Source organism: Streptomyces sp. NPDC048248, from assembly GCF_043201875.1.
GTDB lineage: Bacteria > Actinomycetota > Actinomycetes > Streptomycetales > Streptomycetaceae > Streptomyces.
Genome location: NZ_JBICZL010000011.1, coordinates 24,875 through 51,367, shown reverse-complemented (window position 1 = coordinate 51,367; position 26,493 = coordinate 24,875). Strand labels below are relative to the sequence as shown.

General features: G+C 71.7%; 23 protein-coding genes, 1 tRNA gene and 2 pseudogenes. 12 read left to right on the top strand and 14 right to left on the bottom strand.

What is annotated here, in order from left to right; genetic code table 11:
* Positions 1–57 precede the first annotated feature (57 nt).
* On the top strand, positions 58–654 hold the full coding sequence (locus ACGFZW_RS24385; protein ID WP_393895332.1) for an isochorismatase family protein: 597 nt from the start codon (positions 58–60) through the stop codon (positions 652–654).
* Between the two features lie 208 nt (positions 655–862).
* On the opposite strand, the pseudogene ACGFZW_RS24380 reads toward ACGFZW_RS24385, so the two are convergent.
* Positions 863–1,201 (bottom strand): annotated as a pseudogene (locus ACGFZW_RS24380) (hypothetical protein); the annotation flags it as partial.
* A gap of 121 nt (positions 1,202–1,322) precedes the next feature.
* Entirely contained in the window at positions 1,323–3,710 is a 2,388-nt protein-coding gene (locus ACGFZW_RS24375; RefSeq protein ID WP_393895331.1) for an immune inhibitor A domain-containing protein, read from the bottom strand.
* Positions 3,711–4,106: 396 nt separating this feature from the next.
* Between ACGFZW_RS24375 and ACGFZW_RS24370 the strand changes: the two genes are divergently transcribed.
* Positions 4,107–4,424: a hypothetical protein gene (locus ACGFZW_RS24370; RefSeq protein WP_393895330.1), complete on the top strand. Its 318-nt coding sequence runs from the start codon at positions 4,107–4,109 to the stop codon at positions 4,422–4,424.
* Positions 4,425–4,576: 152 nt separating this feature from the next.
* Here the strand turns inward: ACGFZW_RS24370 and ACGFZW_RS24365 are convergent, their stop codons facing one another.
* Together ACGFZW_RS24365 and ACGFZW_RS24360 are read right to left on the bottom strand one after the other, a co-directional pair.
* Positions 4,577–5,338: an RDD family protein gene (locus ACGFZW_RS24365; RefSeq protein ID WP_393895329.1), complete on the bottom strand. Its 762-nt coding sequence runs from the start codon at positions 5,336–5,338 to the stop codon at positions 4,577–4,579.
* A gap of 116 nt (positions 5,339–5,454) precedes the next feature.
* Positions 5,455–7,056, bottom strand: coding sequence for an RDD family protein (locus ACGFZW_RS24360; RefSeq protein WP_393895328.1), 1,602 nt, complete (start codon positions 7,054–7,056; stop codon positions 5,455–5,457).
* A 238-nt stretch (positions 7,057–7,294) separates the two neighbouring features.
* Here ACGFZW_RS24360 and ACGFZW_RS24355 point away from each other — a divergent pair, with 238 nt between their 5' ends.
* Together ACGFZW_RS24355 and ACGFZW_RS24350 are read left to right on the top strand one after the other, a co-directional pair.
* Positions 7,295–7,765, top strand: a complete 471-nt coding sequence (locus ACGFZW_RS24355; RefSeq protein ID WP_393895327.1) for an SsgA family sporulation/cell division regulator — start codon at positions 7,295–7,297, stop codon at positions 7,763–7,765.
* Between the two features lie 36 nt (positions 7,766–7,801).
* On the top strand, positions 7,802–8,242 hold the full coding sequence (locus ACGFZW_RS24350; RefSeq protein ID WP_393895326.1) for a tetratricopeptide repeat protein: 441 nt from the start codon (positions 7,802–7,804) through the stop codon (positions 8,240–8,242).
* Positions 8,243–8,327: 85 nt separating this feature from the next.
* Here the strand turns inward: ACGFZW_RS24350 and ACGFZW_RS24345 are convergent, their stop codons facing one another.
* The 5 genes from ACGFZW_RS24345 to hppD all read right to left on the bottom strand — a co-directional run bounded on the left by ACGFZW_RS24345 (position 8,328) and on the right by hppD (position 13,259).
* Positions 8,328–9,764 (bottom strand): dihydrolipoyl dehydrogenase family protein, encoded by a 1,437-nt coding sequence (locus ACGFZW_RS24345; protein ID WP_393895325.1) that lies wholly within the window; start codon positions 9,762–9,764, stop codon positions 8,328–8,330.
* Positions 9,765–9,847: 83 nt separating this feature from the next.
* Entirely contained in the window at positions 9,848–10,138 is a 291-nt protein-coding gene (locus tag ACGFZW_RS24340; RefSeq protein WP_393895324.1) for a hypothetical protein, read from the bottom strand.
* A 10-nt stretch (positions 10,139–10,148) separates the two neighbouring features.
* Positions 10,149–10,469, bottom strand: a complete 321-nt coding sequence (locus tag ACGFZW_RS24335; RefSeq protein WP_393895323.1) for a hypothetical protein — start codon at positions 10,467–10,469, stop codon at positions 10,149–10,151.
* 104 nt (positions 10,470–10,573) lie between these two features.
* Complete coding sequence (locus ACGFZW_RS24330) at positions 10,574–11,938, bottom strand: FAD-binding oxidoreductase (RefSeq protein ID WP_393895322.1); 1,365 nt, start codon at positions 11,936–11,938, stop codon at positions 10,574–10,576.
* Between the two features lie 169 nt (positions 11,939–12,107).
* On the bottom strand, positions 12,108–13,259 hold the full coding sequence (hppD, locus tag ACGFZW_RS24325; RefSeq protein ID WP_393895321.1) for a 4-hydroxyphenylpyruvate dioxygenase: 1,152 nt from the start codon (positions 13,257–13,259) through the stop codon (positions 12,108–12,110).
* Between the two features lie 129 nt (positions 13,260–13,388).
* On the opposite strand from hppD, the gene ACGFZW_RS24320 reads away from it, so the two are divergent.
* The 5 genes from ACGFZW_RS24320 to ACGFZW_RS24300 are packed head-to-tail and all read left to right on the top strand — an operon-like array spanning position 13,389 to position 17,696.
* Complete coding sequence (locus tag ACGFZW_RS24320; RefSeq protein WP_393895320.1) at positions 13,389–13,856, top strand: Lrp/AsnC family transcriptional regulator; 468 nt, start codon at positions 13,389–13,391, stop codon at positions 13,854–13,856.
* Between the two features lie 16 nt (positions 13,857–13,872).
* Entirely contained in the window at positions 13,873–14,520 is a 648-nt protein-coding gene (locus ACGFZW_RS24315; RefSeq protein WP_393895319.1) for an ABC transporter permease, read from the top strand.
* Positions 14,513–15,787 (top strand): ABC transporter ATP-binding protein, encoded by a 1,275-nt coding sequence (locus ACGFZW_RS24310; RefSeq protein WP_393895318.1) that lies wholly within the window; start codon positions 14,513–14,515, stop codon positions 15,785–15,787. The genes ACGFZW_RS24315 and ACGFZW_RS24310 overlap by 8 nt, the downstream gene beginning before the upstream one ends.
* Positions 15,784–16,683, top strand: coding sequence for an ABC transporter permease (locus ACGFZW_RS24305; RefSeq protein ID WP_393895317.1), 900 nt, complete (start codon positions 15,784–15,786; stop codon positions 16,681–16,683). Before ACGFZW_RS24310 ends, ACGFZW_RS24305 begins: the two co-directional genes overlap by 4 nt.
* A complete protein-coding gene (locus ACGFZW_RS24300; RefSeq protein WP_393895316.1) occupies positions 16,680–17,696 on the top strand; it encodes a glycine betaine ABC transporter substrate-binding protein in 1,017 nt (338 codons plus the stop codon). Before ACGFZW_RS24305 ends, ACGFZW_RS24300 begins: the two co-directional genes overlap by 4 nt.
* 72 nt (positions 17,697–17,768) lie before the next feature.
* Here the strand turns inward: ACGFZW_RS24300 and ACGFZW_RS24295 are convergent, their stop codons facing one another.
* The 4 genes from ACGFZW_RS24295 to ACGFZW_RS24280 all read right to left on the bottom strand — a co-directional run bounded on the left by ACGFZW_RS24295 (position 17,769) and on the right by ACGFZW_RS24280 (position 23,205).
* Positions 17,769–18,548: a S16 family serine protease gene (locus tag ACGFZW_RS24295; protein ID WP_393895315.1), complete on the bottom strand. Its 780-nt coding sequence runs from the start codon at positions 18,546–18,548 to the stop codon at positions 17,769–17,771.
* An 84-nt stretch (positions 18,549–18,632) separates the two neighbouring features.
* Complete coding sequence (locus ACGFZW_RS24290; RefSeq protein WP_393895314.1) at positions 18,633–19,274, bottom strand: IclR family transcriptional regulator; 642 nt, start codon at positions 19,272–19,274, stop codon at positions 18,633–18,635.
* 421 nt (positions 19,275–19,695) lie between these two features.
* The gene (locus ACGFZW_RS24285; protein WP_393895313.1) at positions 19,696–21,492 is read right to left on the bottom strand and encodes a DEAD/DEAH box helicase; all 1,797 of its coding nucleotides are present in this window, start codon (positions 21,490–21,492) and stop codon (positions 19,696–19,698) included.
* 204 nt (positions 21,493–21,696) lie between these two features.
* Entirely contained in the window at positions 21,697–23,205 is a 1,509-nt protein-coding gene (locus ACGFZW_RS24280) for an MFS transporter (RefSeq protein ID WP_393895312.1), read from the bottom strand.
* Between the two features lie 116 nt (positions 23,206–23,321).
* Between ACGFZW_RS24280 and ACGFZW_RS24275 the strand changes: the two genes are divergently transcribed.
* The 3 genes from ACGFZW_RS24275 (at position 23,322) to ACGFZW_RS24265 (ending at position 26,178) form a co-directional block, all read left to right on the top strand.
* Positions 23,322–24,185 carry an alpha/beta fold hydrolase gene (locus ACGFZW_RS24275; protein WP_393895311.1) on the top strand — a complete coding sequence of 288 codons (864 nt, stop codon included), beginning with the start codon at positions 23,322–23,324 and terminating at the stop codon, positions 24,183–24,185.
* Between the two features lie 135 nt (positions 24,186–24,320).
* Complete coding sequence (locus tag ACGFZW_RS24270) at positions 24,321–25,964, top strand: hypothetical protein (RefSeq protein WP_393895310.1); 1,644 nt, start codon at positions 24,321–24,323, stop codon at positions 25,962–25,964.
* 139 nt (positions 25,965–26,103) lie between these two features.
* A tRNA-Cys gene (locus ACGFZW_RS24265) sits at positions 26,104–26,178 on the top strand.
* 80 nt (positions 26,179–26,258) lie between these two features.
* Here the strand turns inward: ACGFZW_RS24265 and ACGFZW_RS24260 are convergent.
* Positions 26,259–26,420, bottom strand: a pseudogene (locus ACGFZW_RS24260) (site-specific integrase); the annotation flags it as partial.
* Positions 26,421–26,493 lie beyond the last annotated feature (73 nt).

Sequence of the window (26,493 nt, the reverse complement as noted above, 5' to 3'; positions counted from 1 at the left end):
ACCCTCGGTCACACACGCCGCGCCCCTCTCCCGATTCCCAGCCGGAAGGCACGCACCATGCACCGGGCATTGATCGTCGTTGATGTGCAGAACGACTTCTGCGAGGGCGGCAGCCTGGCCGTGGCGGGAGGTGCGGATGTCGCGGCGGCCATCACCGATCTCGTGGGCCAGGCGGCCGGGGGCTGCTACCGCCATGTCGTGGCCACCCGGGACCACCACATCGACCCGGGCGATCACTTCTCCGACCACCCGGACTACGAGCACTCCTGGCCGGTCCACTGCGTGGCGGGCACGGAGGGCAGCGGCTTCCACCCGAACTTCGCACCCGCCGTCGCCTCGGGGGCGATCGACGCGGTCTTCGACAAGGGCGCCTACACCGCCGCGTACAGCGGTTTCGAGGGCACGGACGAGAACGGAACACTGCTCGCCGACTGGCTGCGCGAGCGCCAGGTCACCGAGGTGGACCTGGTCGGTATCGCCACCGACCACTGCGTGCGCGCCTCGGCGCTGGACGCACTGCGCGCCGGTCTGCGCACGCACGTCCTGCTGGACCTGACCGCGGGCGTGGCGGCGCACACCACCGAGCGGGCGCTTGCGGCGATGCGGGCGGCGGGCGCCGAGCTGTCCGGCAAGCCGGTGGTCGCGGGCGGCTGACGCCGCCGGCAGCGGCCCGCCGGCGGCCCGACCGCCCGGGAGCCCGCCGTGCCGCCCGTCAGGCGCCGGCGGGCCGTACGACGGCCATCCCGGGCAGCGTGGGCACCGCGACCACCGTGGGAACCGCCGACGCCGCGGGCTTCGCGGGTGGCGAGCCGGCCGTGGCCGCCGCGGGGAGCGCGGAGGCCACGGACCCCGAGACCGGGGACGCCGCGGGCGCCGGGGGCCTGAGCAGGGCACGTATGGGGTGCCAGGACTCGGTGTCGTCGTCCGGCGCCGCGCGCCAGACCAGGCCGTCCGGGTGGTGCAGGACGGCTGTGACCTCGTCCGGCGTCGGCGGCTTGCTGTTGCCGCGCAGGTAGACCGCCCGCAGACCGAGGTTGCGCAGCCTGGTCAGGGCGCGCGGTCGGTTCACGGCGTGGACCAGGACCCGGACCCGGGAGCCGCCGTCGTACGGCCCCGAGAGCGGTCCCTGGCCCGGTCTGGGCAGTGAGAGGGCGACCACCACGCTTCCGCCAGGAAGCCTGATGAATCCGCCACCGGTCATCGTCATATCTCCCCCGTGAGACTCTTCGTCAACAAGGAACTGATGAACGCATCTAAACGCGAATCGGCCGCCGCCCGCTAGGGGCGACGGCCGATTCGCTTTTGACCTGCGGTTTTACCTTTTACTTACCGGCGGGGCCCACCAGGAGGGTCACGGTGGAGCCGTTCGAGGACTCCTTGGTGATCTTGATCCGGGTGTTGGTGTCAGGAACGAGGACGCCCCCGGTCGGGTTCGCCTTGTCGTAGTAGACGCCGTGCCGGTCGTCGAAGAGGGTGACGCCCTTCTTCGAGGTGATCTTGACGAGCTTGCCGTCCTTGTGGAGCTTCAGCGCGTCCGTGCGGTAGCGCGTGAAGGTCGAGTCGTAGGACTGGAAGCGGTTGCGCATCAGCTTGCCGTCCGCCCACTTCTCGGCCTTCGGGTGCGCGTCGACGGGGAGGATCTGCCCGTGGCCGGGGTGCTGACCGACGTTGTTGTCCGCCTGCGAGGTGTCCCACAGCCAGATCAGCACACCGTTCTGGTACGGGAAGTGCTCCACCCAGCCGGGCTTGGCGGTGGTCCAGCCGAAGTTGTACGGACCGGACTTGAGGGTCTTGTCGTAGGAGACGTACTGGCGGTTCTCGGCGATGTAGTACTGCGGGTAGTCCTTGGTGAAGGACGCGCCGATCCGCGAGAAGCCCTTGCTGCTCCAGCCGTTGTCGTCGCCCTCGGCGTTGTCGCTGAACAGCGGCTTGCCGTCGGCGACCACGCTCAGGGTGTCGGCCGCGAAGCCCTTCTGGGCCACGCCGCCGTCGCTCTGGTAGCGGAAGCGGACGTCGATCTTCTTGCCCGCGTAGGCGTCCAGCGGGAAGACGAGGTCCTGGTAGGCGCTCACGGTGCCGGTCAGCGCGGGCTTGTCGCCGCCGTCGCGCGGGATGGCCTTGCCGCCCGCGGTGCCGTCGATCGGCGTCCAGTTGCTGCCGCCGTCGGTGGAGACCTCGGTGTAGAGGTAGTCGTAGTTCTCCTCGATGTCCCACCAGCCCTTGAGCGTCAGCGACGCCTTGGACTTGCCGGTGAGGTCCACCGGGCGGGCGAGGGTGTTCTTCAGGTCGTCGCCCATGCCGCTCCACCACTGCTTGGTGCCTTCGGCGGGCTGGACGATGTCCGTCTTCACCGCCTTGGCGGGCAGTTCGACGACGACGGCCTGCTTGTTCTTGGTGTTGTACTCCGCCACCCCCAGCTTGTGGGTGGACTTCTTCGCCGCCTTGGCCTTGCCGTAGTTGAGCCAGCCCAGCTGCAGCTTGTCCCAGGCGCTCATGTCACCGGGGAGGTCGCCGATGGAGTCCTCGCCGCGGCCCAGCCAGGAGCCGGAGGACATCAGCGACCAGAAGTCCACCGAGGACTCGCCGGTGCCGGTGGTGTCGTACTCGTCCGGCAGGCCCAGGTCGTGACCGTACTCGTGGGCGAAGACGCCGAGGCCGCCGTTCTCCGGCTGCATGGTGTAGTCACCGACCCAGAGGCCGGTGGCGCCGATCTGCGTACCACCCGACCTGTTGTCGGCGGGACCGGTCTTGCCGGCGTCCGTGCCGTAGGCGTACCAGCGGTGCGCCCAGATGGCGTTGGTCCCCTGCGCGCCGCCGCCCGCGGACTCGTCCTCACCGGCGTGCACGATCTGGAAGTGGTCGATATAGCCGTCGGACTCGTTGAAGTTGCCGTCGGCGTCGTAGTCGTAGCGGTCCCACTGGTCGTACTTGGCGAGATCGGTCTTGATCTGCGCGTCGGTGCGACCGGCCGCCTTCTGGTCCTTCGCCCACTGGTTGACGCCGTCGCGGATCAGGTCCCAGGCGTTGGCGCAGTTGGTGTCGCCGCAGTAGTTGGAGCCGTAGCGGGCCTCGTTCCAGTCGACCTTGACCCAGTCGGAGACCTCACCCTCGACGGAGTAGCGGCCGGAGGACTGCTTCTCGTAGTACTTGGCCAGCGACTCCTTCTTCTTGTCGTGCGAGAAGTAGAGGTCCTGGAAGTGCTGACGGTTGTAGTCCTTCTGCCAGGCCGTGCTGTTGTCCTTCGCACGGTCCGGCTCGGCTATCTCGTTGTGCGCGGGGCCGGGCTCGCCGCCGTACTTCTTCACCGGCGGCTTGGGGCCGTCGCCGTCCGGATCGAATGTCGTGGCGTCGTCGACCTTGCCGCCGAAGTCCACCAGGACCGTGAAGATCTTGTCGGTCTTCTGCCGGGCGAGTTCGACGTACTTGCCCTTGTCCAGCTTGACCACGCGGGACCCGCCGCGGTCGGAGGCCGTGGCGTCACCGGAGATGACCTGCTGGAGCGCTTCCTTGCGCTGAGCGGCCTGCTCGTCGCTGAAGGGGCCCTTCAGGTCGTGGTCCACCGTCCGCTCGGGGGCCGGGTCGTGGCGCTTGGCGACGGGCGACGGGGGCGTGTCGGCCGCGGCCGCCCCGGAAGACAAAGCGGCCGCCCCGATCGCGGCTATCGCCGTGGCCAGGGCGGCCGATCTGAATACCCCTCTGTTTGCTCTCACTTGGCGCTTTCCTCCCCTTCGAACGGTCACTGTTCGAGGGCATTCGACCGGAAGCGCGGGGGAAAAGACAGATCTTGACTTGCTCACGTCACCGAAGTACGTTACTCGGTCCGCGAGTTACGGCTATCGGACACCGCCATATCGCCCATTCTGGACGGAAGGGCCGGTGTGCCGCGCCGCCTGACCATGCCGTACGCCTATGCCGCCCGCGCTTCCAACGGGCATACGACCGCGTCCAGTTCATCCATCCGGTGACCCTGTGCGCCCCTTGTGCATCGGGACCGTGGGTAAGGTCACGCTTACTTGGCGTTCCGCTCGGGAATTAAGGTCCGTAGGCTCGCTTGACGGCGCGCCCATGACCGACACCCCTGCCGACCCCCGAGGGCGGATCCCACCATGCCTCGTCCGACTGTCACCCAGCTCGTCTACGGCTCGGCCACCGTCTTCCTCTCCACTCTCGCGATGCTGCTGCTCTCGCAGACGCAGACCGGGATCGGGGTCGCGGTCATCGCCCTCGCGGGGCTCGGGCTCGGGCTGCTCGTCGCCATGACGGTGCCGATGCCCCGCATGTCGCGGGTGGTCCGCCGCCATGTCGTACGCGCCAAGTCGCCCGCGCGCACCCCGTTGAGGGCCGTGCCCCCGCCGGCCGGCCGCATACCGGGCCCCCGCGTCTCGCACACCACCGACACCCGGGTCGGCCAGCACTCGCGCTAGGCCCTGGCCGCAAAGCCCCGTCCGCCGGACACGACCCGGCACCACGGCCGGGCGGCCGGTCACTTCCGTTGCACGCACGAGGAGTGGCCGCCCGCCCGGCCGTTCCCGCGCGCCCGGCCCGCTGCGCGACGCCTCCACCGCCCGGGCCGCCCTCATGCCGCGGACACCACGACTGTCTTGGCCGCCTTGTCGTGCAGACACTGCTGATACGGCTTGTCCCAGGTGCACCACAGGACGTTGACCAGCCAGAAGAGGAAGCCGCAGCACGGCACGATCTCCGGCAGCGTGTAGACCGCGGCCCGTACCCAGGCCGCCTGAGGGGTCGGCACCGCGCCGTTGGAGAGCATCGCGACCCGGACCTTCATCGCCATCTTGCCGACGGTCTGACCGTTCCTGCTCAGCATCAGTCCCTCGTAGATGAGGTACGCCAGCATCGTGACGCCCGATACCGTCGCCTGCTTACCGGTCTCGCTGTTGCTGGTGCTGGTGTAGTCCACCCATCCGACGATGGCGTTCATGATCAGGGTGACCGGTACACCGATGAGGAGCGCGTCGATGATCCGCGCGACGAGCCTGCGGCCGCGGTTGGCCAGCGGCGGCATACCGGCGAGCGGATCGGCCGCGCCGTACTGCCCGCCGTAAGGGTTGTCCGCGTAGGGGCCGCCGCGGTACGGGTCTTCCCCATAGGGCGGTGGGACGTCCCCGGGTGGCGGCGGGGGCGGCGTACCGCCGGGCGGCGGTGGAGGTGGCGTGCCGCCGGGCGGCGGGGTGCCGCCCTCGCCCTGGCCCGTGCCGCCGCCGTAGGGAGAGCCGTTGCGGGGAGCGCCGTCGGCCGGCGGCTCCTGCGGCTTCTTCAGGAACGGATCGTCCTCCGGCGGTTCACCGGAGCCGGGCCCGGGCTGATCGGTACTCATGGCCCGAGTCGACCCCTTGCGGGGCCGGGCCGCATCCGGCCAAGGCCGTTCGGGGGATCCGGGCCACCGGGGCGGGGGCGGCCCTCAGCCGCCCGCCCCGGGGCCCGGCCTCGGCGTCAGTCCTCGGTTCGGTCCGCGGCGACGAACGTCCGCGCGACCTTGTCGTGCCAGCACTGCCGCCACGGCCGGTCGAACAGGCACCAGGCGGCGTTGACCACGCCGACGACGACGAGGCCGAGCACGCTGTAGACGAACCAGCGCTTGAGCGCCGCGCCGAGCATCGGGGTGTCGTGGCTCTCGATGTCCAGCACCCGCACCCCGCACAGCTTCTTGCCGAGGGTGCGGCCCCACTTCAGGGTCGGCAGCGCTTCGTAGAGCCCGCCGCCGATCAGCAGGACGGCCAGCAGCACGGCGAAGACCGGGGCGGTGGTGCCGTCGATCAGATAGACCGTCACCTCGCGGCCGGACTGCCTGGCCGCCTCGACCTTGGCGTCGATGTGGTCGGTGACCGTGCCCCACATCGGGACGGCGACCGCGGCGGTGACCGCGCCCAGCACCAGCGTGTCGATCAGCCGGGCCGCGAACCGGCGGCCGAGACCGGCCGGGTGGCCCTGCGCGGCCTGCGCCGCCGCGAAGAAGACATCGGCGGACGGCGGCTTCCACGGGATGACGCCGTCGGCACCGGCACCCTGGGCGCCTGGCCCGGCCGCCGCTCCGTCCTGCGGCGGGAACCCGGCCGCGGGGCCGGATGCCTGCGGAGCGGGAGCCTGCTGCGGCACGGGGGCCTGCTGGGCAGGGGGTTGCTGGGCAGGGGGTTGCTGGGCAGGGGGTTGCTGGAGCGGGCGCTGCGGTGCGGACTGTTGGACCGGGCCCTGCTGCGGAGTGCCTACGGAGGGCAGCGACTGCGGGGCGTCGCCACCGAGGGACGGGGTCCGGTCCCCGCCGCCGGGCGCGATACGGATCGCCATCGTCTCGTTGGCCTTGGCGTTCTTGTCGCCGCCGGGGCGGACCGCGCGGATCGCCGTCGTGCCCTGATCGGCGGCGTTCCCCCGGCCGGTGTCGCGGCGTGCGGCCGGGTTGACGGCGCGGATGGTGACCGTACCGTCGGCCGGGGCCTCCGGGTCCCGCGGGGCGGGAGTGCCGGACGAGGACGTGGCGGAGACGTCACCGGAGCCGGGCTCCGCGGACGCCTGTTCGGATCCCTGCTCGCGCTGGGGTGGCACCGCGCCCCACGAGGCCGCGCCGGACGGCGCCGAGGACTGGCCCTGTTCGGGTGAGCCCCAGGAGATGCGCCGGTCCACCTCGCCGCCGAAGCCGGTCTGCCGGGAGGCGTCGGCCTGCCAGGCGGAGGCTGGTTCCGGGCTGCTGCCGTGCAGCCGGGACGGGTCGTCCCAGCTCGTGGCGGCAGCGGGGAGGTCGACCTCGCCGCTCTGGCGTACGGCGGGCGCCGTGCTGCCGCCGCCCTGGGCCTGCTCCTCGTCGAAGAAGACCGGACCGGTCTCCTCCACGGCGGGCGGGACCTGGGCGGGCGTCGGCGCGACCGCGGCCACTCCGGGGGGCGGTGCGGGCATCGCCTCGCCCTCGGCCGGTGCCGGCCTGCTGGTGCCCGGCACCCATGCGGCACCGTTCCAGTACCGGATGTAGCCGGGGATGGACGGGTCCGGGTAGAAGCCTGGCGTGGGGCTGCCGCCGGCGGATCCTGAGGTAGGGGCGCTCATGTCCGAAGTCCCGTATCTGTACTCGGCCTGGTGGGTGTGGGATGCAGTCTGCCGCAACGCGGCGTCCACATCTATCAGACCCCCGGTTGCATCCGTGCCGCTCCCCGGCCACGACCACCTGGAAGAGGGCCGCGAAAAAAGTTGTGCGAAGCCGTGTAAGGATCCCCGGCCCGCCTGCTCTCTGTCTGTGCGGGCCCGTTCCACGGACCCGCACAGGGAGAGCAGAGAGGTGGATTTCATGCACACCGTCGTGGAACGAGAACTGGAGCTGGGCCTGGTCCTGTCTCCGGAGCGCAGCATTCCGGTGCCGGCCCGGCTGACGTACCGGACGGACGACCCCTACGCCGTCCACGTCACCTTCCACATCGGCTCCGACACCCCCGTCGACTGGACGTTCGCCAGGGAACTGCTCGTCGAGGGCGTGTTCCGGCAGAGCGGCCACGGGGACGTGCGGATCTGGCCGACCAAGCAGGACGGCCGCAGTCTGGTCTGCATCGTGCTGTCCTCCCCGGACGGTGACGCGCTGCTGGAGGCGCCGGCCGCGGCGGTCTCCGCCTGGCTCGAGCGCACGTTGCGGGCCGTGCCGCCGGGGTCGGAGCAGGAACATCTGGGCCTCGACAAAGGGCTGAGCGAACTGCTGGCCATGACACCGCGCGACGACCTCCGGCCGACCGACCCCTCGGACGGGTCGCCGGAGCCGGGAGCGTAGGGGAATGTTCGAAATTGCCGGGGTGTTGTGCCCGGTATGACCGAAAGCCACGAGGAGCGCCCGACCCGGCGGCACGACACGGGGCACGACGGCTCGGCCGCCGCGCCCCGGGACCGGGCGTATGAAGCGAGCTACTACGGGCACGGCAGCGCCGCCGACCGCTGGGCCCGCGCCCAGCTGTTCTTCGAGGCCAAGGAGTTCACCGCCGCGGCGCGCATCCTGCGTGGCCTGGTGGACGAGGAACCCGGGCCGGTCGCGCCACGGCTGCTGCTGGCCCGCGCCTACTACCACTCGGCTCAACTGCAGCGGGCCGAGACCGAGTTGCGGGCCGTCCTGGAGCGCGACCCGGTCGAGGAGTACGCCCATCTGATGCTGGGCCGCACCCTGGAGCGCCAGGGGCGCGCCGCCGAGGCCGCCCCGCAGCTGCGGATAGCCGCGGCCCTCGGCGTGGACACCGACCCGCCCCAGGGGCGGTAGCTCTCCGGCACACGGCTCGACGCCCACCGGGGCCCCATGGACCGGCCGTTGGGGCCTCTGCCTTCTCGCGGCGGACGGTACGCCGCTACTCGCGAAAGCTCTCCAGCAGCCGCAGCCACACCTCGCTGATCGTCGGGTAGGCCGGTACGGCGTGCCAGAGGCGCTCGACGGGGACCTCCCCGGCCACCGCGATCGTCGCGGAATGCAGCAGTTCGCCGACGCCGGGGCCCACGAAGGTGACGCCGAGCAGCACCTCGCGGTCGAGGTCGACGACCATCCGGGCCCGGCCGCGGTAGCCGTCGGCGTACAGCGAAGCGCCGGCCACCGCGGCGAGGTCCTGGTCGACCACGCGGATCCGGTGCCCGGCGCGCTCCGCCTCGGCCGCGGTCAGGCCCACCGAGGCCACTTCGGGGTCGGTGAAGACGACCTGCGGAACGGCGGCGGTGTCCGCGGTGGCGGCGTGCGCGCCCCAGCGGTCGGTCTCCAGGATCGGCACCCGGCGGGCGCGGGCGGAGATGGCGGCACCGGCGATCCTGGCCTGGTACTTGCCCTGATGTGTCAGCAGGGCGCGGTGGTTGACGTCGCCGACGCCGTAGAGCCAGCCGCCCGAAACCCCCGTCACCCGGCAGCTGTCGTCCACCTCCAGCCAGGAGCCGGGCTCCAGGCCGACCGTCTCCAGGCCGAGGTCCTCGGTGCGCGGCGCCCGGCCGGTGGCGATCAGCAGTTCGTCGGCGATGATCTCGTCGCCGGAGTCGAGCACCACGGTCACCACTCCGCCGGGCGCCTCCCGCCGCACTTCGCCGACCTCGACCCCGGTGCGCAGGAACACGCCCGCCTCGGCGAGGCATTCGGCGACGAGGTGTCCCGCGAAGGGTTCCATCCGGGGCAGCAGCCCGTCGCCGCGGACCAGCAGCGTCACGGAAGCGCCCAGGGCCCGCCAGGCGGTGGCCATCTCCACGCCGACGACGCCGCCGCCCACGACGACCAGGCGGCCCGGTACGGACCTGGCGCTGGTGGCCTCCCGGCTCGTCCAGGGCTTGGCGGCGGCCAGTCCCGGGATCTCCGGCAGGACGGCGCGGCTGCCGGTGCAGACCGCGACCGCGTGGCGTGCGGTGAGCACCGGGCCGCCGTCGACGACCACCCGGCGCGGCCCGTCCAGCCTGCCCTTGCCGCGCACCAGGTCGATACCGGCGGAGTCCACCCACCGCACCTGGCCGTCGTCCTTCCAGTGGGAGGCGAAGGCGTCCCGGCGGGCGAGGACGGCGGCGGCGTCCAGGGGGCCGGCCACCGCCTCGGGGAGGCCGGGCATCCGGCTCGCCTCGGAGCGGGCGGTGACCGGGCGCAGCAGGGCCTTGCTGGGCATGCAGGCCCAGTAGGAGCACTCACCGCCGACCAGTTCGCTCTCCACGAGCACCGCGCTCAGTCCGGCGGCGTGCGCGCGGTCGGCGACGTTCTCCCCGGTGGGCCCGGCCCCCAGCACGATGACGTCGTAGGGGTCTTCGGTCGCTGCGGTCGCTGCCATCGGCTCATCGCTCCCTGAGTGGCCATGGGGCGGCCCGGAAGGGCCTCCGCGGGTCCTTGGGCCATCCTCCGCCCCGGGGGCCGTCAGCGCATCCGGCGTTCCACGGCTTCCTTGGCCTCCAGGAGGGAGGAACCGGTCAGTTCGCGGTGGAGCTTGATCGCCTGCACCGTCTTCCCCCGGACGAGCAGCTCGTCCATCTCGGCCATCCGGGGGTCCTCCGGCTCCTCGGCGCCGACGTGCGCGAGCAGCAGGTCCACCTTCCGCTCCAGGCGCTGGATCCGGCGGTCGAGCAGCTTGGTGCGGCGGTCGCCGGCCGAGGCCAACAGGGCGACGGCGAGCACGAGAAGGCCCGTCATGGGCAGCAGGGAGTCCATCTGTGAGAGCTTACGAGGCGGCGGTCCGCGCCATGAAGACGACGGTGGCGGCGGGGCCGCGCACGCTGCCGCGGACGGCCGGTGCGCCGTCGGTGAGGATCTCGCACTCGGCGTGCGCGTCCGGCCCTTCGAGGGTGAGGGTGAGCATCGGCATGGCGCCCACCCCGCGGGCGTCCACCACCGCGAACCAGGGCAGCTCCGGTCGGGTGACCTGCTGCTCCTCCCCGGCACCCGGGGCCTGCACGGCGTAGGTGATGTCGTCGACGCCCTGCCCGGTCACCCGGAAGGTGACCGTGCCCTCCACCAGTCCGCGGGGATCATTGATCGTCATGGGCTCAGTCAATCGCCCCGTGGACGGCGCCGCACATCCGGGGTGCCGTTCGGCGGCCGGGCCGGTCGGTCCCGGCCGCTCCCGTGCGGTCCCTGGGCGGGGGATCAGAAGAGTTTGCCGGGGTTGAGCAGGCCGAGCGGGTCGAAGACGTCCTTGATGCCTCGCTGCAACTCCAGGCCCACCGGGCCCAGTTCACGCGCCAGCCACTCCTTCTTCAGTACGCCCACGCCGTGCTCCCCGGTGATCGTGCCGCCCAGTTCCAGCCCCAGCGCCATGATGTCGTCGAAGGACTCGCGGGCCCTGCGGGACTCGTCGGGGTCGGCGGCGTCGAAGCAGACGGTGGGGTGGGTGTTGCCGTCGCCGGCGTGCGCGACGACGCCGATGGTGAGGTCGTGCTTCTCGGCGATGGCGGCGGTGCCGTCGAGCATCTCGGCGAGCCGGGAGCGCGGTACGCAGACATCGTCGATCATCGTCGCGGACTTCACCCGCTCCAGCGCCGTCAGCGTCAGCCGGCGGGCCTGCAGCAGCATGTCGGACTCGGCGGCGGTCTCGGCGGGGACGACCTCGGTGGCGCCGGCCGCGGTGCACAGCTCACCGACGGCCGCCAGGTCGGCGGCCGGGTCGGGAGTGTCGAAGGCGGCGAGCAGCAGCGCCTCGGTGCTGTCGGGCAGCCCCATCTGTGCCATGTCGTTGACGGCGCGGACGCTCGTACGGTCCATGAGCTCCAGCAGCGAGGGGGCGTGGCCGCGGGCCATGATCTGGCAGACGGCCTCGCAGGCAGCCGCGGTGGAGGGGAACTCGGCGGCCAGCGCGAGCTGTTGGGGCGGCTCCGGCTTGAGGGCGAGGACGGCGCCGACGACGATGCCGAGGCTGCCCTCGGAGCCGACGAACAGGCGGGTGAGGTCGTAGCCCGCGACGCCCTTGGCGGTGCGCCGCCCCGTCGTAAGCAGCCGCCCGTCGGCGAGTACGACGTCCAGGCCGAGGACGTATTCGGCGGTGACGCCGTACTTGACGCAGCACAGGCCGCCGGAGGCGGTGCCGATGTTGCCGCCGATCGAGCACTGCTCCCAACTGGAGGGGTCCGGCGGGTAGTACAGCCCGTGCTCGTTGACCGCGCGCGAGAGGACGGCGTTGACGACTCCGGGTTCGACGACCGCGATCCGGTCGACGGGGTTGATCTCGATGATCCGGTCCATCTTGACCAGCGACAGCACGATGCAGCCGTCCGAGGCGTTGGCGGCTCCCGACAGTCCCGTACGCGCGCCCTGGGGCACCACGGGGACGCGCAGCGCGGTGGCGGTGCGCATGACGTGCTGGACCTGCTCGACGGTGCGCGGCAGCACCACGACGGCGGGCGTGCCGGCCTCGCAGAAGCTCGCCATGTCGTTGGCGTACGCGCCGGTGATGTCGGGGTCGGTGAGAACCGCGTCCCCGGGGAGTCCCGCGTGCAGCTGTGCGATGAGGTCCATACCGCCCAGCGTCGCATCCGTGGGCCGTACACGGAAGATCGCGGAGCCGTCGATGACGGGCCGGGCGGCAGGCCGCGGGCCGGCCGGGTCAGGTCCGGCGGGCCCGCGGCCTGCGGGTGGCTCCGGGCCGGCCGGGGAAGGATGAGTCGCGCCGGCCGGGACCACCGGGTCAGAGGTTGCCGCGGCGCTCCTGCTCCCGCTCGATCGCCTCGAAGAGGGCCTTGAAGTTGCCCTTGCCGAAGCCCATCGAGCCGTGCCGCTCGATCATCTCGAAGAAGACCGTCGGCCGGTCCTGGACGGGCTTGGTGAAGATCTGCAGCAGGTAGCCGTCCTCGTCGCGGTCGACGAGGATCTTCAGCTCGCGCAGGGTCTCGACGGGCACCCGGGTCTCGCCGGCCCACTCGCCGAGGGTGTCGTAGTAGGAGTCGGGGGTGTCCAGGAACTCCACGCCGGACGCCCGCATCGCGCGGACGGTGGCGACGATGTCGTTGGTGGCCAGTGCGATGTGCTGGACGCCCGCGCCGCCGTAGAACTCCAGGTACTCGTCGATCTGCGACTTCTTCTTCGCGATCGCGGGCTCGTTGATCGGGAACTTCACCTTCAGGGTGCCGTCCGCGACGACCTTCGACATCAGGGCGGAGTACTCGGTGGCGATGTCGTCGCCGACGAACTCCTTCATGTTGGTGAAGCCCATGACGTTGTTGTAGAAGGCCACCCACTCGTTCATCTTGCCGAGCTCGACGTTGCCGACGCAGTGGTCGATGGCCTGGAAGCGGCGCGGGCCGGTGTCGGCGAGCGGCGCTGCGGCGACGAAGCCGGGCAGGTAGGGGCCGTCGTAGCCGCTGCGCTCGACGAGCGTGTGCCGGGTCTTGCCGTAGGTGGCGATGGCGGCCCGTACGACGGTGCCGTGCTCGTCCTTGACCTCGTACGGCTCGTCGATGCCGGTGGCGCCGTGGGCGACGGCGTAGGCATAGGCGGCGCGGGCGTCGGGGACCTCGATGGCGAGGTCGATGACGCCGTCGCCGTGGGCGGCGACGTGCTCGGCGAGGAAGTGGCCCCAGTCGGTGGTGGGCTTGATGACGGAGGTGAACACGAACCGGGCGCCGCCGGATTCGAGCACGTAACTGGCGGTCTCGCGGCTGCCGTTCTCCGGTCCTGAGTAGGCGACGCGCTTCATGCCGAAGGCGGTGGAGTAGTAGTGCGCGGCCTGCTTGGCGTTGCCGACGGCGAAGACGACCGCGTCCATCCCCTTGACCGGGAAGGGGTCCGCCTGCCGAGCCGTGCCGGGGGTGGGCTGGGTGTGCATCGTGGTGTCTGCCATGGCCGCAGAGTCCCTCCGATCCACAAGGTGCGCAATAGTTTGTGTAATCGCTGGGCATTATGTATAGCGAGTGCGCAGTCTTGCCGGGCTATCTGTACAGGATGCTCAAGGAAAACGGAGGAACGGGCGATGGCGATCGATCATTTGGACGGCGCGCTGCTCGAGCTGCTCGCCCGGGAACCGCGGATCGGCGTCCTGGAGGCGTCCAGGCGGCTCGGGGTCGCCCGGGGGACGGTCCAGGCGCGGCTCGACCGCCTTCAGTCGAATGGCGTGATCAGGGGCTTCGGGCCGGATGTGGACCCGGCGGCACTGGGCTATCCGGTGACCGCTTTCGCCACATTGGAGATCAAACAAGGCCAGGGCCGGGACGTGCGCGCACACTTGTCGACCGTTCCCGAGGTGCTGGAGCTGCATACAACGACCGGACATGGGGACATGCTCTGCAGGCTTGTCGCCAGATCGAACGCGGATCTGCAACGGGTGATCGACCGTGTTGTGGGTTTTGATGGCATCGTGCGGGCCTCCACGGCAATCGTCATGGAGAACGCGGTTCCGCTGCGGATCATCCCGCTGGTGAAGCAAGCATCGGGAGACTGACCGAGGAGAGCGCCGAGTGAGCTTCTGGGAGTACGTCGGCACCCGGCACGCCCAGCTGCTGACGGACACGTATCAGCACGCCAGCGCGGTGTTCCAGTGCATGGTGCTCGCCACCGTGCTGGGCGTCGCCCTCGGTGTCCTGACGTACCGCAGCGAATGGGCGGGCGCCCTCGCCACCACGTCCACCGCCACGATCCTGACCATCCCCTCGCTGGCCATGATCGGTCTGCTGATCCCGATCGTCGGACTCGGAGTGGCCCCCACCGTCATCGCGCTGACCCTCTACGGCCTGTTGCCGGTCGTGCGCAACGCCATCGTCGGGCTGCGCGGGGTGGACCCGTCGCTGGTCGACGCGGCCACCGGCATCGGCATGTCGCGCACCGCCAGGCTCCTGCGGGTCGAACTGCCGCTGGCCTGGCCGCCGATCCTCACCGGTATCCGGGTCGCCACCCAGATGCTGATGGGCATCGCCGCGATCGCCGCGTTCGCCTCCGGCCCCGGGCTCGGCAACGAGATCTTCCGCGGCATCGCCTCGCTGGGCAGCGCCAACTCCCTCAACCAGGTGCTCTCCGGCACGCTCGGCATCGCCATCCTCGCCCTGCTCTTCGACGCCGCCTACGTCCTGATCGGACGCCTGACCATCCCCAGGGGGATTCGTGCCTGAGACGTCCGAGCCGCCGGCCACCTCCGGCGCCAGGATCGAGCTGGAGAACCTGACGAAGATCTACCCGGGCCATCGGGTCCCCGCGGTGGACAGCGTCAGCATGGAGATCAAGGCCGGCGAGCTGGTGGTCTTCGTGGGCCCCTCGGGCTGCGGCAAGTCCACCACCCTGAAGATGATCAACCGGTTGATCGAGCCGACCTCCGGGCGCATCCGGATCGGTGACGAGGACGTGACCGACATCGACCCGGTCAGGCTGCGCCGCAAGATCGGCTACGCCATCCAGTCCTCCGGGCTCTTCCCGCACATGACGGTCGCCCAGAACATCGCCCTGGTACCGAAGATGGCGGGCTGGTCCCCCGCCAAGGTGAAGGACCGGGTCGCCGAGATGCTGGACCTGGTCGGCCTGGACCCGGGCGAGTTCCACGGCCGCTACCCCCGCCAGCTCTCCGGCGGCCAGCAGCAGCGCGTCGGCGTCGCCCGCGCGCTCGCCGCCGACCCGCCGGTGCTGCTGATGGACGAACCGTTCGGCGCCGTCGACCCGATCACCCGCGACCACCTCCAGGACGAGCTGATCCGGCTCCAGCACGAACTCCACAAGACCATCTGCTTCGTCACCCATGACTTCGACGAGGCGATCAAGCTCGGCGACCGGATCGCGGTGCTCCGCGAGCGCTCGCACATCGCCCAGTTCGACACCCCGGAGGCCATCCTCACCAACCCGGCGGACGACTTCGTCTCCGGCTTCGTCGGCGCCGGCGCCGCCCTCAAGCGCCTCAACCTCACCCGCGTCCGCGACGTGGAGATCGTCGACTTCCCCACCGCCCAGATGGACGACCCCCTGCAGTCCATCTTCGACCTGCTGCGCTCGGGCTCCAGCAACGAGCTGCTGCTGCTCGACCGCAACCGCCGCCCGTACAAATGGCTGCGCCGCGGCGACCTCGCGCGCGCGAAGAACTCCCTGGCCCGCGCCGGCACGCCGGTGAACGACACCGTCACCCGGGACGCGACACTGCGCGACGCCCTGGAGGCGGTGCTCACCGACAACACCGGCCGGGTCGCTGTCACCGGCCGGCGCGGCGAGTACATCGGCGTGGTCGACATGGAGACGCTGATGCACAACGTCCACGAGCTGCTGGAGGCCGACCGCCTCGACGCCTTCGAGCATCAGCACGAACTCCAGGAGCAACGCTCCCGCAGGCCCCACCACGAACAGGAGGGCACGGAAGCCGACGGCGGTGCGGCGGGCTCCGAGGGAGTCACGGCATGACCCCTCGCGACGACGGCAGCCCCCGCCGGGACGAACGGCCCCCGGGCCGCGGCGGATCGTCCGGACTCACCTACCGCGAGGAACACCAGGTCGAGGAGCGCGAGGAGCGGGAGATCGCGACCGGTGAGGCGCCCACTCCCTCCGGCCGACCCGGCGGCCGCCGGATCAGCTGGCAGAAGTGGACGTTCATGCCGGTCTTCCTGGCGGCCGCACTGCTCGCCACCTGGCTGTGGTTCCGCGGCGCCCGGCTGGACTCCATCGCCCACCAGGCGGTCGACGACGGCAAGGTGTGGCTCGCGCTGCGCCAGCACGTCCAGCTCACCGCGATCTCCACCTTCTTCGTCCTGATCATCGCGATTCCGCTGGGCATCGCGCTGACCCGCGCCAAGCTGCGCCGGGCCACCCCGCTCGCGATGGCCTTCGCCAACCTCGGCCAGGCCGTGCCCGCGCTCGGTCTGCTGATCCTGCTGGTGATCTGGATCGGGATCGGCGCCCGGTCGGCCATCGTCGGCATGGTCATCTACGCCGTGCTGCCGGTGCTGGCCAACACCATCGCCGGTCTGCGCGGCATCGACCCCACGCTGACCGAGGCCGCCCGCGGTATCGGCATGTCCCCGATGGGCGTGCTGGCCAAGGTCGAACTGCCGCTGGCCGTACCCCTGATCCTGGCGGGTGTGCGCACCGCGCTGGTGCTGAACGTCGGCACCGCGACGCTGGCCACCTTCGGTGGCGGCGGCGGTCTCGGCGACCTGATCTCGGCGGGCATCGTCACCCAGCGGATGCCCGTACTGGTGCTCGGCTCGGTACTGACCGTGGCGCTCGCCCTGCTGGTCGAATGGCTGGCATCGCTCGCCGAACTGCTGCTGCGGCCACGCGGTCTGGAGGGGACGACGTGAGCATCCACCAGCGCCCGGCCGGGCGCCGGCGCACACCGCGCCAGGCCGCCCGCTGGGCCGCCGCGACGCTGAGCGCTCTCGCACTCGGCGGCTGCGGCCTGGTCAGCGGCAGCGCGATGAGCGACGACGTGAGCCCCGGCAGTGAGGCCGGGTACCAGGGCCGGCCGCTGTCGGGCGCGCAGCTGACGGTGACCTCGAAGGAGTTCACCGAGCAGATCGTGCTGGGCCAGATCATGGGGCTGGTCTTCGAGGCGGCCGGTGCCTCGGTCATCGACAAGACCAGCATCCAGGGGTCGATCGGCGCCCGCGAAGCGGTCAAGTCCGGCACGGCGGACGCCACCTACGAGTACACCGGCACCGGCTGGATCACCTACCTCGGCCACGCGAAGCCGATCGTCGACCCCCAGGCGCAGTGGAAGGCCGTACGGGACGAGGACCTCAAGAACGGCATCGTCTGGCTGCCGCAGTCCACGCTCAACAACACCTACGCGCTGGCGCTGAACGCCGCCAACCAGAAGAAGCTGGGGGTGCGCGACCTGTCGGACGTGGCACGGCTGTCGAAGAAGGACCCCGGCTCGGTGACGCTCTGCGTGGAGAACGAGTTCGCCGCGCGCAACGACGGCCTGCCGGGCATGGCGCGGGCGTACGGGATGCAGGTGCCGTCCGGCAACGTCCGCAAGATGACCGGCGGCGTGATCTACACCGAGACCGCCAAGGGCGGCAGCTGTGCGCTCGGCGAGGTGTTCACCACCGACGGCCGGATCAAGGCCATGAGCCTGCACGTCCTGGCCGACGACAAGCACTTCTTCCCCAACTACAACGCGGCCCCCGCGATCAACGCCAAGACGCTGAAGAAGTACCCGGCCATCCCCGAGGTGCTGGCGCCGATCACCAAGGCGCTCGACAACACCGTCGCCCAGCAGCTCAACCGCAAGGTCGACGTGGACGGCGAGGACCCGCACAAGGTCGCCCTGGACTGGCTGGTCCAGGAGGGGTTCATCAAGGAGGACTGAGGGCGCCGGGGACGGACCGTCCACCGCGGGGCGGCCGCCCGCGCGTACCGGGCGCGCTCGCGTGTACGGCGCTCAGCAGCTGGGGACCCTGCCCCCGGTCCGCAGAGCCTTGAGCGCGTCCACCGCGCCGTCGAGGGTCGTGGCGGGGATCAGCCGCATGCCCGGGGGAAGCTCCGCGCGGGCGTCCGCGCACTCCTGCCGGGGGACCAGGAAGACGGTGGCGCCGTCGCGGTGCGCGGCCTGGGTCTTCAGCGGGACGCCGCCGACGGCGCCCACCTTGCCGCCCGCGGTGATGGTGCCGGTGCCGGCGATCTTCCGGCCGCCCGTCAGGTCGTGTCCCGCGCCGTCGCCGTCCAGCCTGTCGACGATGCCGAGGGCGAACATCAGCCCCGCGCTGGGCCCGCCGACGTCCGCGAGGCTCAGCCGCACCCGTACGCCGTCGGCGCTGCGGTGCAGGTGGCGCAGCGCGGCGCTGGTGGCGGCGTTCTGCGACTGGTCCATCGTCTCCGCGTTGTGCCGGGCGATCTCCTCGGTGCTGTCACCGACCGGGTAGACCGCCTCACGCGGCATCACGGCCTCGTTCGTCCGGAACCAGCCCTTGACGACGTCCGCCAGGCGGATGGATGCCTCGGGCCCGGTCGCGGCGATGGTGGTCATCCGCAGTTGGCCGCTGGTCCGACGGGTCTCGGCGCCGGTGATGGTGATCACCGGCTTGCCCTTGTCCGCGCCGAGGACGTTGACCGTCACGCCGGGGTAGGCGACGGAGAAGGGCAGCGGCACGAGAGCGGCGGTGACGACGAGGGCGAGGACGAGCGCGGTGCAGATCGCCAGGGCGCGGGTGCGTGCAGACACCCCGCCACCCTAGTTGAACCTTGCCCCACCGCAGCCGTCCCGGCCCTCCGGCCCCACGCGCGGCGCCGGACGCGGTGCCCGGCGTCAGCGCAGCGCCTCGGCCACCTCCCGGGCAGCGTCGACCACCCGCGGTCCGATCCGCTCGGAGACGGTGTCGGTGAGCATCACCACGCCCACGCTGCCCTCGATGCCGCTGACCCCCAGCAGCGGGGCCGCCGCACCGCTGGCGCCGGCCTCCAACTCCCCGTGGGTGAGGGCGAGTCCGGCGTCCTGGGTTCTGCCCTGCCGGGCCTTGAGGATCGCCCGTCCGGCGGCCCCCCGGTCCAGCGGGTGGCGGAATCCGGCCCGGTAGGCGACGTGGTAGTCGGTCCAGGTCGGCTCCACGACGGCGACTGCCAGCGCCTCGGTGCCGTCGACGAGGGTGAGATGTGCCGTCGCCCCGACGTCCTCGGCGAGCGAGCGCAGCGCGGGCAGTGCGGCCTCCCGGACGAGCGGGTGCACCTGGCGGCCGAGGCGCAGCACGCCAAGGCCCACCCGGGCGCGGCCACCTATGTCGCGACGGACCAGAGCGTGCTGCTCCAGGGTCGCGAGCAGACGGTAGACCACGGTGCGGTTGACCCCGAGCTTGTTGGACAACTCGGTGACGGTCAGGCCGTGATCGGTGTCGGCGAGCAACTTGAGGACACGCAGTCCTCGGTCGAGCGTCTGGGAGGTCTCCGCGGTCACGACGCCCCCTCCTCATGTGAGTGGCGGCGCTCGGACGCGACGCGCTGCCAGTCCCGGAGCAGCGCGCGCAAGAGGCCGCCGGCCGCTTGGCACCGGCTGCGCTCCGCGGCGGCGCTGCCACGGGGCGTGTGCGTGACCGGGACAGTAGCGAGCCGGTCCGGTCAGCGGAAGAGTCCGTCCAGAATCCGGTCTCCCGTGCCTGCTATATCCCGTTTGGTCCGTACGGAGTGCCCCACTCGGGTTTCAGCGAGGGCCACAGCGTTACGTGGGCGTTACCACCGCGGACACCGGCCGGATGCCGGTAAGGGGTCCGACAGCCGGGCTCGCCGGCACCTCACGACGCGCCGAGGGCGGCACACCGTTCACCGGTGTGCCGCCCTCGGCATCCAGAACCGTCGGGGGCCGTGACCGGCCCCTCGGATCACCGCATCCGGGTGGCCCACTCCTGTACCTTCTTGATCCGCTCGCGCAGCTGCCCGGCGGTGGCCTCCGCGCTCGGCGGGCCGCCGCAGACCCGCCGCAGCTCGGTGTGGATCACGCCGTGCGGCTTGCCGCTCTGGTGGACATAGGCGCCCACCAGCGTGTTCAGCTGCTTGCGCAGCTCCAGCAGCTCCTTGTGCGTGACCACCGGGCGGCGCTCGGCGGGCAGCTCGAGCAGGTCGGCCTCGGCGTCCGGCCGCTTCTTGCTGTGCGCGATCTGCCGGGCCTGCCGCTTCTGGAGCAGCATCTGCACCTGGTCCGGCTCCAGCAGCCCGGGGATGCCGAGGTAGTCCTGCTCCTCCTCGCTGCCCGCGTGCGCCTGCATGCCGAACTCGGCGCCGTCATAGAGGACCCGGTCGAAGACCGCTTCGGACTCCAGCGCCTCGAACGAGAACTGCTCCTGCTCGCCGGTGTCCTCGTCCTGCTCCTTGTTGGCCTCGTCCATCTCGGCCTCGGACTCGGCGTACGGGTCCTCCTCGCCGTCCTTCTTCGGCTTGTCGAGGACGTGGTCGCGCTCGACCTCCATCTCGTTCGCGAACTCCAGGAGCATCGGCACGGTCGGCACGAAGACGGAGGCCGTCTCGCCGCGCTTGCGGGACCGCACGAAGCGGCCCACCGCCTGGGCGAAGAACAGCGGCGTGGAGATGGTCGTGGCGTACACGCCGACCGCCAGCCGCGGCACGTCGACGCCTTCGGACACCATCCGGACCGCGACCATCCAGCGGTCGCCGGAGTGCGCGAAGTCGTCGATGCGCTGCGAGGCGCCCGAGTCGTCGGAGAGCACCAGGGTGGCGCCGTCACCGGTGATCTCCCGGATCAGCTTGGCGTACGCGCGCGCCTGTTCCTGATCGGAGGCGATCACCAGGGCGCCGGCGTCCGGGATGCCCTTGCGGACCTCGGTCAGCCGCTGGTCGGCGGCGCGCAGCACATTGGGCATCCAGTCGCCGCGCGGGTCCAGCGCGGTGCGCCACGCCTGCGAGACGGCGTCCTTGGTCATCGGCTCGCCGAGCCGGGCCGCGATCTCGTCGCCCGCCTTCGTCCGCCAGCGCATGTTGCCGCTGTAGGAGAGGAAGATGACCGGCCGCACGACGCCGTCGGCGAGGGCGTTGCCGTAGCCGTAGGTGTAGTCGGCGGAGGAGCGCCGGATCCCGTCGTTCCCCTCCTCGTACGTCACGAACGGGATCGGGTTGGTGTCCGACCGGAACGGGGTGCCGGTGAGCGCGAGACGCCGGGTGGCCGGCTCGAATGCCTCCAGGCACGCCTCGCCCCAGGACTTGGAGTCACCGGCGTGGTGGATCTCGTCGAGGATGACCAGGGTCTTGCGCTGTTCGATCCGGTTGCGGTGCAGCATCGGCCGTACGCCGACGCCCGCGTAGGTGATCGCGACGCCGTGGTACTCACGGCCCAGCGGACCCGCGCTGTACTCCGGATCGAGCTTGATGCCTATCCGGGCCGCGGCCTCCGCCCACTGCTTCTTCAGGTGCTCGGTGGGCGCGACGACCGTCACCTGCTGCACGACGTGGTGGTGCAGCAGCCACGAGGCGAGGGTGAGGGCGAACGTGGTCTTGCCGGCGCCCGGCGTCGCGACGGCGAGGAAGTCCTTCGGCTGCGTCTGGATGTACCGGTCCATGGCCGCCTGCTGCCAGGCCCGCAGCTTGTTGGCGGTACCCCAGGGGGCCCGGCCCGGGAAGGCCGGGGACAGGTGATGGTTGGTGGTGGCGCTGGTGGTGGTAGTCACGGTCTCCGTCGGCTGGCTCGGCGATCGGCAACCGCGTCAGCCTACCCGTGCCCGCGCCGCCACTTCGGGCCGCGGCACCGGCTCACCCCGGGGTGGGACCCAGCTCACATCCGGAACGACGGGAGGCTGGTGGTTCGGGTGAAATGGGAGCACGCCGCGGGCGGCCGCGTCCGCCGCTCGTTGCCCTGTTGCTCCCCGTTGCGGTCACGTACGTTCCGGCCGCAGCCGGCTCGCCACCACCGCGCCCAGCACCGCCACGAGGGCCATCGCGGTGAAGACGGCGGCGAAGGCCGCGGGGTGGCTCGGTGCCGCCGAGGCGGCAGCCGCAGGGCCGCTCGCGGCGATCGAGCCGCCGCCGAACGCCACGAACAGCACCCCGCTGACCGCGACGCAGGTGACATTGCCCAGCGCGTCGGACATCTGCAGGGACGCGGAGTTGCTCCCCGCCTCCCCCGGTCGCGACAGCTGCAGCAACAGCACACCCCCGCTGGAGATGTTCAGGCCCATCCCGAAGCCGCCGAGCGTCCAGGCCGCCGCGACGATCCCCACCGGCACCCCGTCGGCCAGCGCCAGCGGCACCATCAGGACGGCCACCGCCAGGAACGCCATCCCCAGGCACATCAGCCGCTCCCGGTACGGCTCCAGCCGCGGCAGGCTCTGCACGTACGAGCCGAGCGCCCAGGTCAGCCCGCCGCCGGTGAGCGAGAGACCGGCCAGTGTGGGCGACAACCCGCGCTGGGTGACCAGCATCAGCGGGATGAAGCTCTCCGCCGCGACCAGCGCCCCGGCGGCCAGCCCGCGCATCAGCACCACCGACGGCAGCCCGCGCGCCGCCCGGAACGTCCCCGGCGGCAGCAGCCGCACGATGGCCGGGACCAACAGCGCCGCGCCCACGGCCGCCGGCAGCAGGGCGACCCAGGTCGGATGCCGGCCGGCGTACTGCAACAGCCCCGCACCGGCGGCGACGGCCAGCGCGAGGCGGCAGCGCCGGCTGCCCAGGACCTGCCGCGCACCGCTGCCCGGACCCGGCTTCGTACGCGGCAGCGCGCGCAGCGCCGGGAGCATCACCGCGAGGGGCAGCAGGATCAGCACCGGGATGGACAGGAAGACCCAGCGCCAGCCGAGCTGTTCGGCGACGGTCCCGGCGACCAGCGGTCCGACGATGACGGGCACCACCCAGGCCGCCGAGAAGGACGCCATGATCGCCGGACGCAGCCGGTCGGGATAGGCGTGCCCGACGACGACGTACAGCGCGACGATCACCAGCCCGCCGCCGAGGCCCTGCACCCCGCGGCCGGCGACGAAGACCCCCATGCTCTGGGCGCCGCCCGCGATCACCAGCCCGGCTCCGAAGGCGGCGATACCGCTGAACAGCGGCGCGAGCGGACCGCGTCGGTCGCTCCACTCCCCGCAGAGCGCCATCGCGAACAGACTCGCGGTGAAGAACGCGGAGAACGCGAAGGCGTACAGCCCGATGCCGTCCAGGGCGCGGGCCGCGACCGGCATCGCGGTGTTCACCGCGCTGGCCTCGAAGGCGACCAGCGAGACGACGGAGATGATGCCGAGGGTGAGCGCGCGGTGGGCACGGCCGAGCACGCCCCCGCCGCCGTCCGCCGGGGACGGTGCGGGTGCGGCGTCGGTGTCGGCGACGGCGTCGACGGAGGTGTCGGTGTCGACGGTCGTCCCGGTGTCGCTCCGGTCGTCAGCGGTCATCGGGCCAGCGTAAGGGTCGTGCCTGGCCCGTACCCCTGTCGGGAGACCGGTATCCGCCCCGCCTTTCGGTCCTCCGCCTCCGGTCTTACGCCGCCCGCTTCGGGCAGGCTGTCCGTATGCCGACCTTTCGTACCTACGACGACGCCGAGCTCCACTACCGGGTACTCGGACCGGCCGACTCGCCGCTGGCACCGCTGCTGTGCCTCGCCGGCGGCCCGGGCCGGGACGCCGCCTACCTCGGCGATCTCGGCGGCCTGTCCGGCCGGCGCCCGCTGATCGTTCCCGACAGTCGCGGTACCGGCGGCTCCCCCACCGCCGCCGACCCCTCCCGCTACGCCTTCCCCCATCTCGCCGAGGACATCGAGGCACTCCGCGCACACCTGGGCCTGGAGCGGTTCGCGCTGCTCGCGCACAGCGCCGGCGCCGCCGTCGCGCAGGCGTACGCGGCGGCGCACCCGCAGCGGCTGACCCGGCTCGTGCTGGTCTGCCCCGGCTCCCGGCTGCAGGGGGAACTCCCCGACGACGCCCGGGAGATCTTCGCCGCACGCCGGGACGAGGAGTGGTGGCCGGAGGCCGCCGCCGCGGTGCGGCAGCTGGCCGAGGCCACCGATCTGGACGAGGTACGCCGGCTGCTGCTCACCGCTGCGCCGCTCGGCTACGGGCGCTGGGAGGAGCCGCAGCGGGCCCACGCGGCCACGCAGGGCGAGCAGTTGGGGCCGGTGCCGCGGGCCGGCTTCTGGCAGGGCGTCGACGAGCAGGCGATGGGCGCGGTGCTGGAGGGGCTGCGCCGGGTGGAGTGCCCGGTGCTGGTGGTGACCGGGGACCGGGACGGCATGGCCGGGATGCGGGCGGGCGAGCTGGTCGCCGAGTCCTTCCCCCACGCGCAGGTGCGGCCGCTGCACGCGGTGGGCCACTATCCGTGGGTGGACGAGCCCGAGCTTTTCGGCCAGGTGGTCGAGGAGTTCCTGCACGCGTCCTGAGCCGGCTGCGAGGTCTCCGAGCGGGACCGGCCGGGCGCTCTGTGAACAGCACATGCCAAGGCTTCCGCAGCCATGGACTCCTCGGCCTCGCCGTCCTACCGTCGTCCGCTCTTGCCGACGGACGAAGGAACTCCCATGCGCCACTGGTTATTCGGGCCCCGCGACAAGGATGCCGAGCGCCCTCGCGGACGCCCCCGCCCGCTCACCGCCCGCGCGATCGCCACCCTCGCGATCGCCGTCGTCGCGGCCCTCGCCCTGCCCGCCGGCGGCGCCCAGGCGGCACCGATACCTCCTGCCCCGGGGCACCGGCTCGTCCCGCAGTACGAGGGCGCGCCGGCCACCGCCGCCCCGCTCCCGGCCGACCAGGCCCCACCCCGCCACCCCTACCTGGCGCCCAACGGGCGGGCCGGCATGCACGGGGACGGCGCCGGCAGCGATACCCACCCCTTCCCAGGACCGCTCGGCGCGCAACCGGCCGTCCGCAGCGAGAAGATGGCCGCGCTCGGCGGCGAGTGCGCGACCGTCACCTTCGACGCGGGTGGCCGGATCCTGACCGTCTGCGGCACCTTCCGCGGCTTCCGGCTCAAGCTGCTGGACCCCGGGAGCCTGGCCACCCTCGCCGAATACAAGCTGCCGCAGCGCCCGTCCACGATCGAGGCGATCACCCGGCTCGACTTCTCCAAGATCTTCAAGGACACGTCGGGAGGCGCGTACTTCTACCTGGACGACAAGGACCGTGTCGTCCTCGCCGACTCCCGCGGACACGTGCTGCGCCTCGGTCACTCCCGGACGGCCGACGGCACCTGGCGCTTCACCCTCGAAGACGACTGGGACCTCACCCCGTACGTCCCCCACGACTGCGTGAGCTGGCCCGACCCCTTCCCCAGCGGCGAATGCGACCCGGTCACCGCGGTCCAGCCCGACTGGCAGGGCCGCATCTGGTGGGTCACCCGGCACGGCAGGCTCGGCACCGTGACGCCGGGCACCGGCGCGGTGCGCACGGCGCGGCTGCCGGGCGAGGAGATCCAGAACAGCTTCTCGGCGGCCGAGGACGGCGTCCACATCGTCTCCGACCACGCCCTCTACCGGCTGCGCGCGGACGCCGACGGCACCCCGCGGGTGCTGTGGCGGCAGACCTACGACCGCGGCACCGGCCCCAAGCCCGGCTCGGTCAACCAGGGATCCGGCACCACCCCCACCCTGCTCGGCCGCGCCGGACAGGATTACGTCGCCATCACCGACAACGCCGACGACCGGATGAACGTCCTGGTCTACCGACGCGGCGGCCCGGACGCAGACCGGCTGGTCTGCAAGGTCCCGGTGTTCGGGGCCGGCGCCTCGACCACCGACAACTCCCTCATCGGCTACGGAAACAGCCTCGTCGTCGAGAACAACTACGGCTACGAGAACGTCACCTCGCTGGTCGGCGGGAAGTCGGTGCCCGGCGGCCTCACCCGCATCGACATCCGGCCCGACGGCAGCGGCTGCGACACGGTCTGGGAGAGCGCGGAGCGCTCACCGTCCACCGTCGCCAAGCTCTCCACCGTCAACGGGCTGCTGTACTTCTACACGAAAGGGCCTCACCGCCTGGGCATCGACGCCTGGTACCTCACCGCCGTCGACTTCCGCAGCGGCCACACCCGCTTCAAGCGCCTCACCGGCACCGGGCCGGCCTACGACAACAACTGGGCCCCCATCACGCTCGGCCCGGACGGCACGGCGTACGTCGGCGTCTTCAACGGCCTCGTCGCCGTCCGCGACACCGCCCCGCCGACCTGACCGGCCCTCTCCCCCGCAAGGGCCGTCCACACGCGACGGCCCGTGCGTGAACGCCGTATTGCAGCCTCATGGCAGCCCGCCGGAAATGCTTGCCCCGCCCCCCACACCCCGGCCTACAGTCAGGTCAGCACCTCATCCCGGCCGTGTGCCCGAGTGGTTCAGGGGCTCGCCTGCAAAGCGAGTTACGTGGGTTCGAATCCCGCCACGGCCTCCACAGGCTCTGATCAGGAGCTTTAGACGGGCTGGTCTCTCCGAGGAGAGGTCAGCCCGTCACCGTTCGTCTCAGTTCCCGTCTCAGTTGGCCGGTGCGAGCGCTCCGGCGGCACCGCCATCATCGTCGTCCGGCAGGCTCTTCTCGGGCTTCCAGATCAGCCCGTCCACCTGCTTCGCGACATCGGTCCGCACCGCGTCGACCATGTGCTGGTACCGCGCGGCCATGGCCGTGGTCAACCATCCCCTGCTCACTATCCTCACCGCGTGCAGCATGGCTCCAACGTCGCGCTATCCAAGGCAAGTACGCATACCGCCA

What these genes read in the sequence shown, in the direction of transcription:
- ACGFZW_RS24335 (WP_393895323.1), bottom strand. Translation starts at nt 10,469, where the DNA reads ATGACGATCAATGATCCCCGCGGACTGGTGGAGGGCACGGTCACCTTC.
- ACGFZW_RS24345 (WP_393895325.1), bottom strand. Translation starts at nt 9,764, where the DNA reads ATGGCAGCGACCGCAGCGACCGAAGACCCCTACGACGTCATCGTGCTG.
- ACGFZW_RS24360 (WP_393895328.1), bottom strand. Translation starts at nt 7,056, where the DNA reads ATGAGCGCCCCTACCTCAGGATCCGCCGGCGGCAGCCCCACGCCAGGC.
- ACGFZW_RS24320 (WP_393895320.1), top strand. Translation starts at nt 13,389, where the DNA reads ATGGCGATCGATCATTTGGACGGCGCGCTGCTCGAGCTGCTCGCCCGG.
- ACGFZW_RS24305 (WP_393895317.1), top strand. Translation starts at nt 15,784, where the DNA reads ATGACCCCTCGCGACGACGGCAGCCCCCGCCGGGACGAACGGCCCCCG.
- ACGFZW_RS24330 (WP_393895322.1), bottom strand. Translation starts at nt 11,938, where the DNA reads ATGGACCTCATCGCACAGCTGCACGCGGGACTCCCCGGGGACGCGGTT.
- ACGFZW_RS24350 (WP_393895326.1), top strand. Translation starts at nt 7,802, where the DNA reads ATGACCGAAAGCCACGAGGAGCGCCCGACCCGGCGGCACGACACGGGG.
- ACGFZW_RS24370 (WP_393895330.1), top strand. Translation starts at nt 4,107, where the DNA reads ATGCCTCGTCCGACTGTCACCCAGCTCGTCTACGGCTCGGCCACCGTC.
- ACGFZW_RS24340 (WP_393895324.1), bottom strand. Translation starts at nt 10,138, where the DNA reads ATGGACTCCCTGCTGCCCATGACGGGCCTTCTCGTGCTCGCCGTCGCC.
- ACGFZW_RS24280 (WP_393895312.1), bottom strand. Translation starts at nt 23,205, where the DNA reads ATGACCGCTGACGACCGGAGCGACACCGGGACGACCGTCGACACCGAC.
- ACGFZW_RS24385 (WP_393895332.1), top strand. Translation starts at nt 58, where the DNA reads ATGCACCGGGCATTGATCGTCGTTGATGTGCAGAACGACTTCTGCGAG.
- ACGFZW_RS24355 (WP_393895327.1), top strand. Translation starts at nt 7,295, where the DNA reads ATGCACACCGTCGTGGAACGAGAACTGGAGCTGGGCCTGGTCCTGTCT.
- ACGFZW_RS24270 (WP_393895310.1), top strand. Translation starts at nt 24,321, where the DNA reads ATGCGCCACTGGTTATTCGGGCCCCGCGACAAGGATGCCGAGCGCCCT.
- hppD (WP_393895321.1), bottom strand. Translation starts at nt 13,259, where the DNA reads ATGGCAGACACCACGATGCACACCCAGCCCACCCCCGGCACGGCTCGG.
- ACGFZW_RS24275 (WP_393895311.1), top strand. Translation starts at nt 23,322, where the DNA reads ATGCCGACCTTTCGTACCTACGACGACGCCGAGCTCCACTACCGGGTA.
- ACGFZW_RS24365 (WP_393895329.1), bottom strand. Translation starts at nt 5,338, where the DNA reads ATGAGTACCGATCAGCCCGGGCCCGGCTCCGGTGAACCGCCGGAGGAC.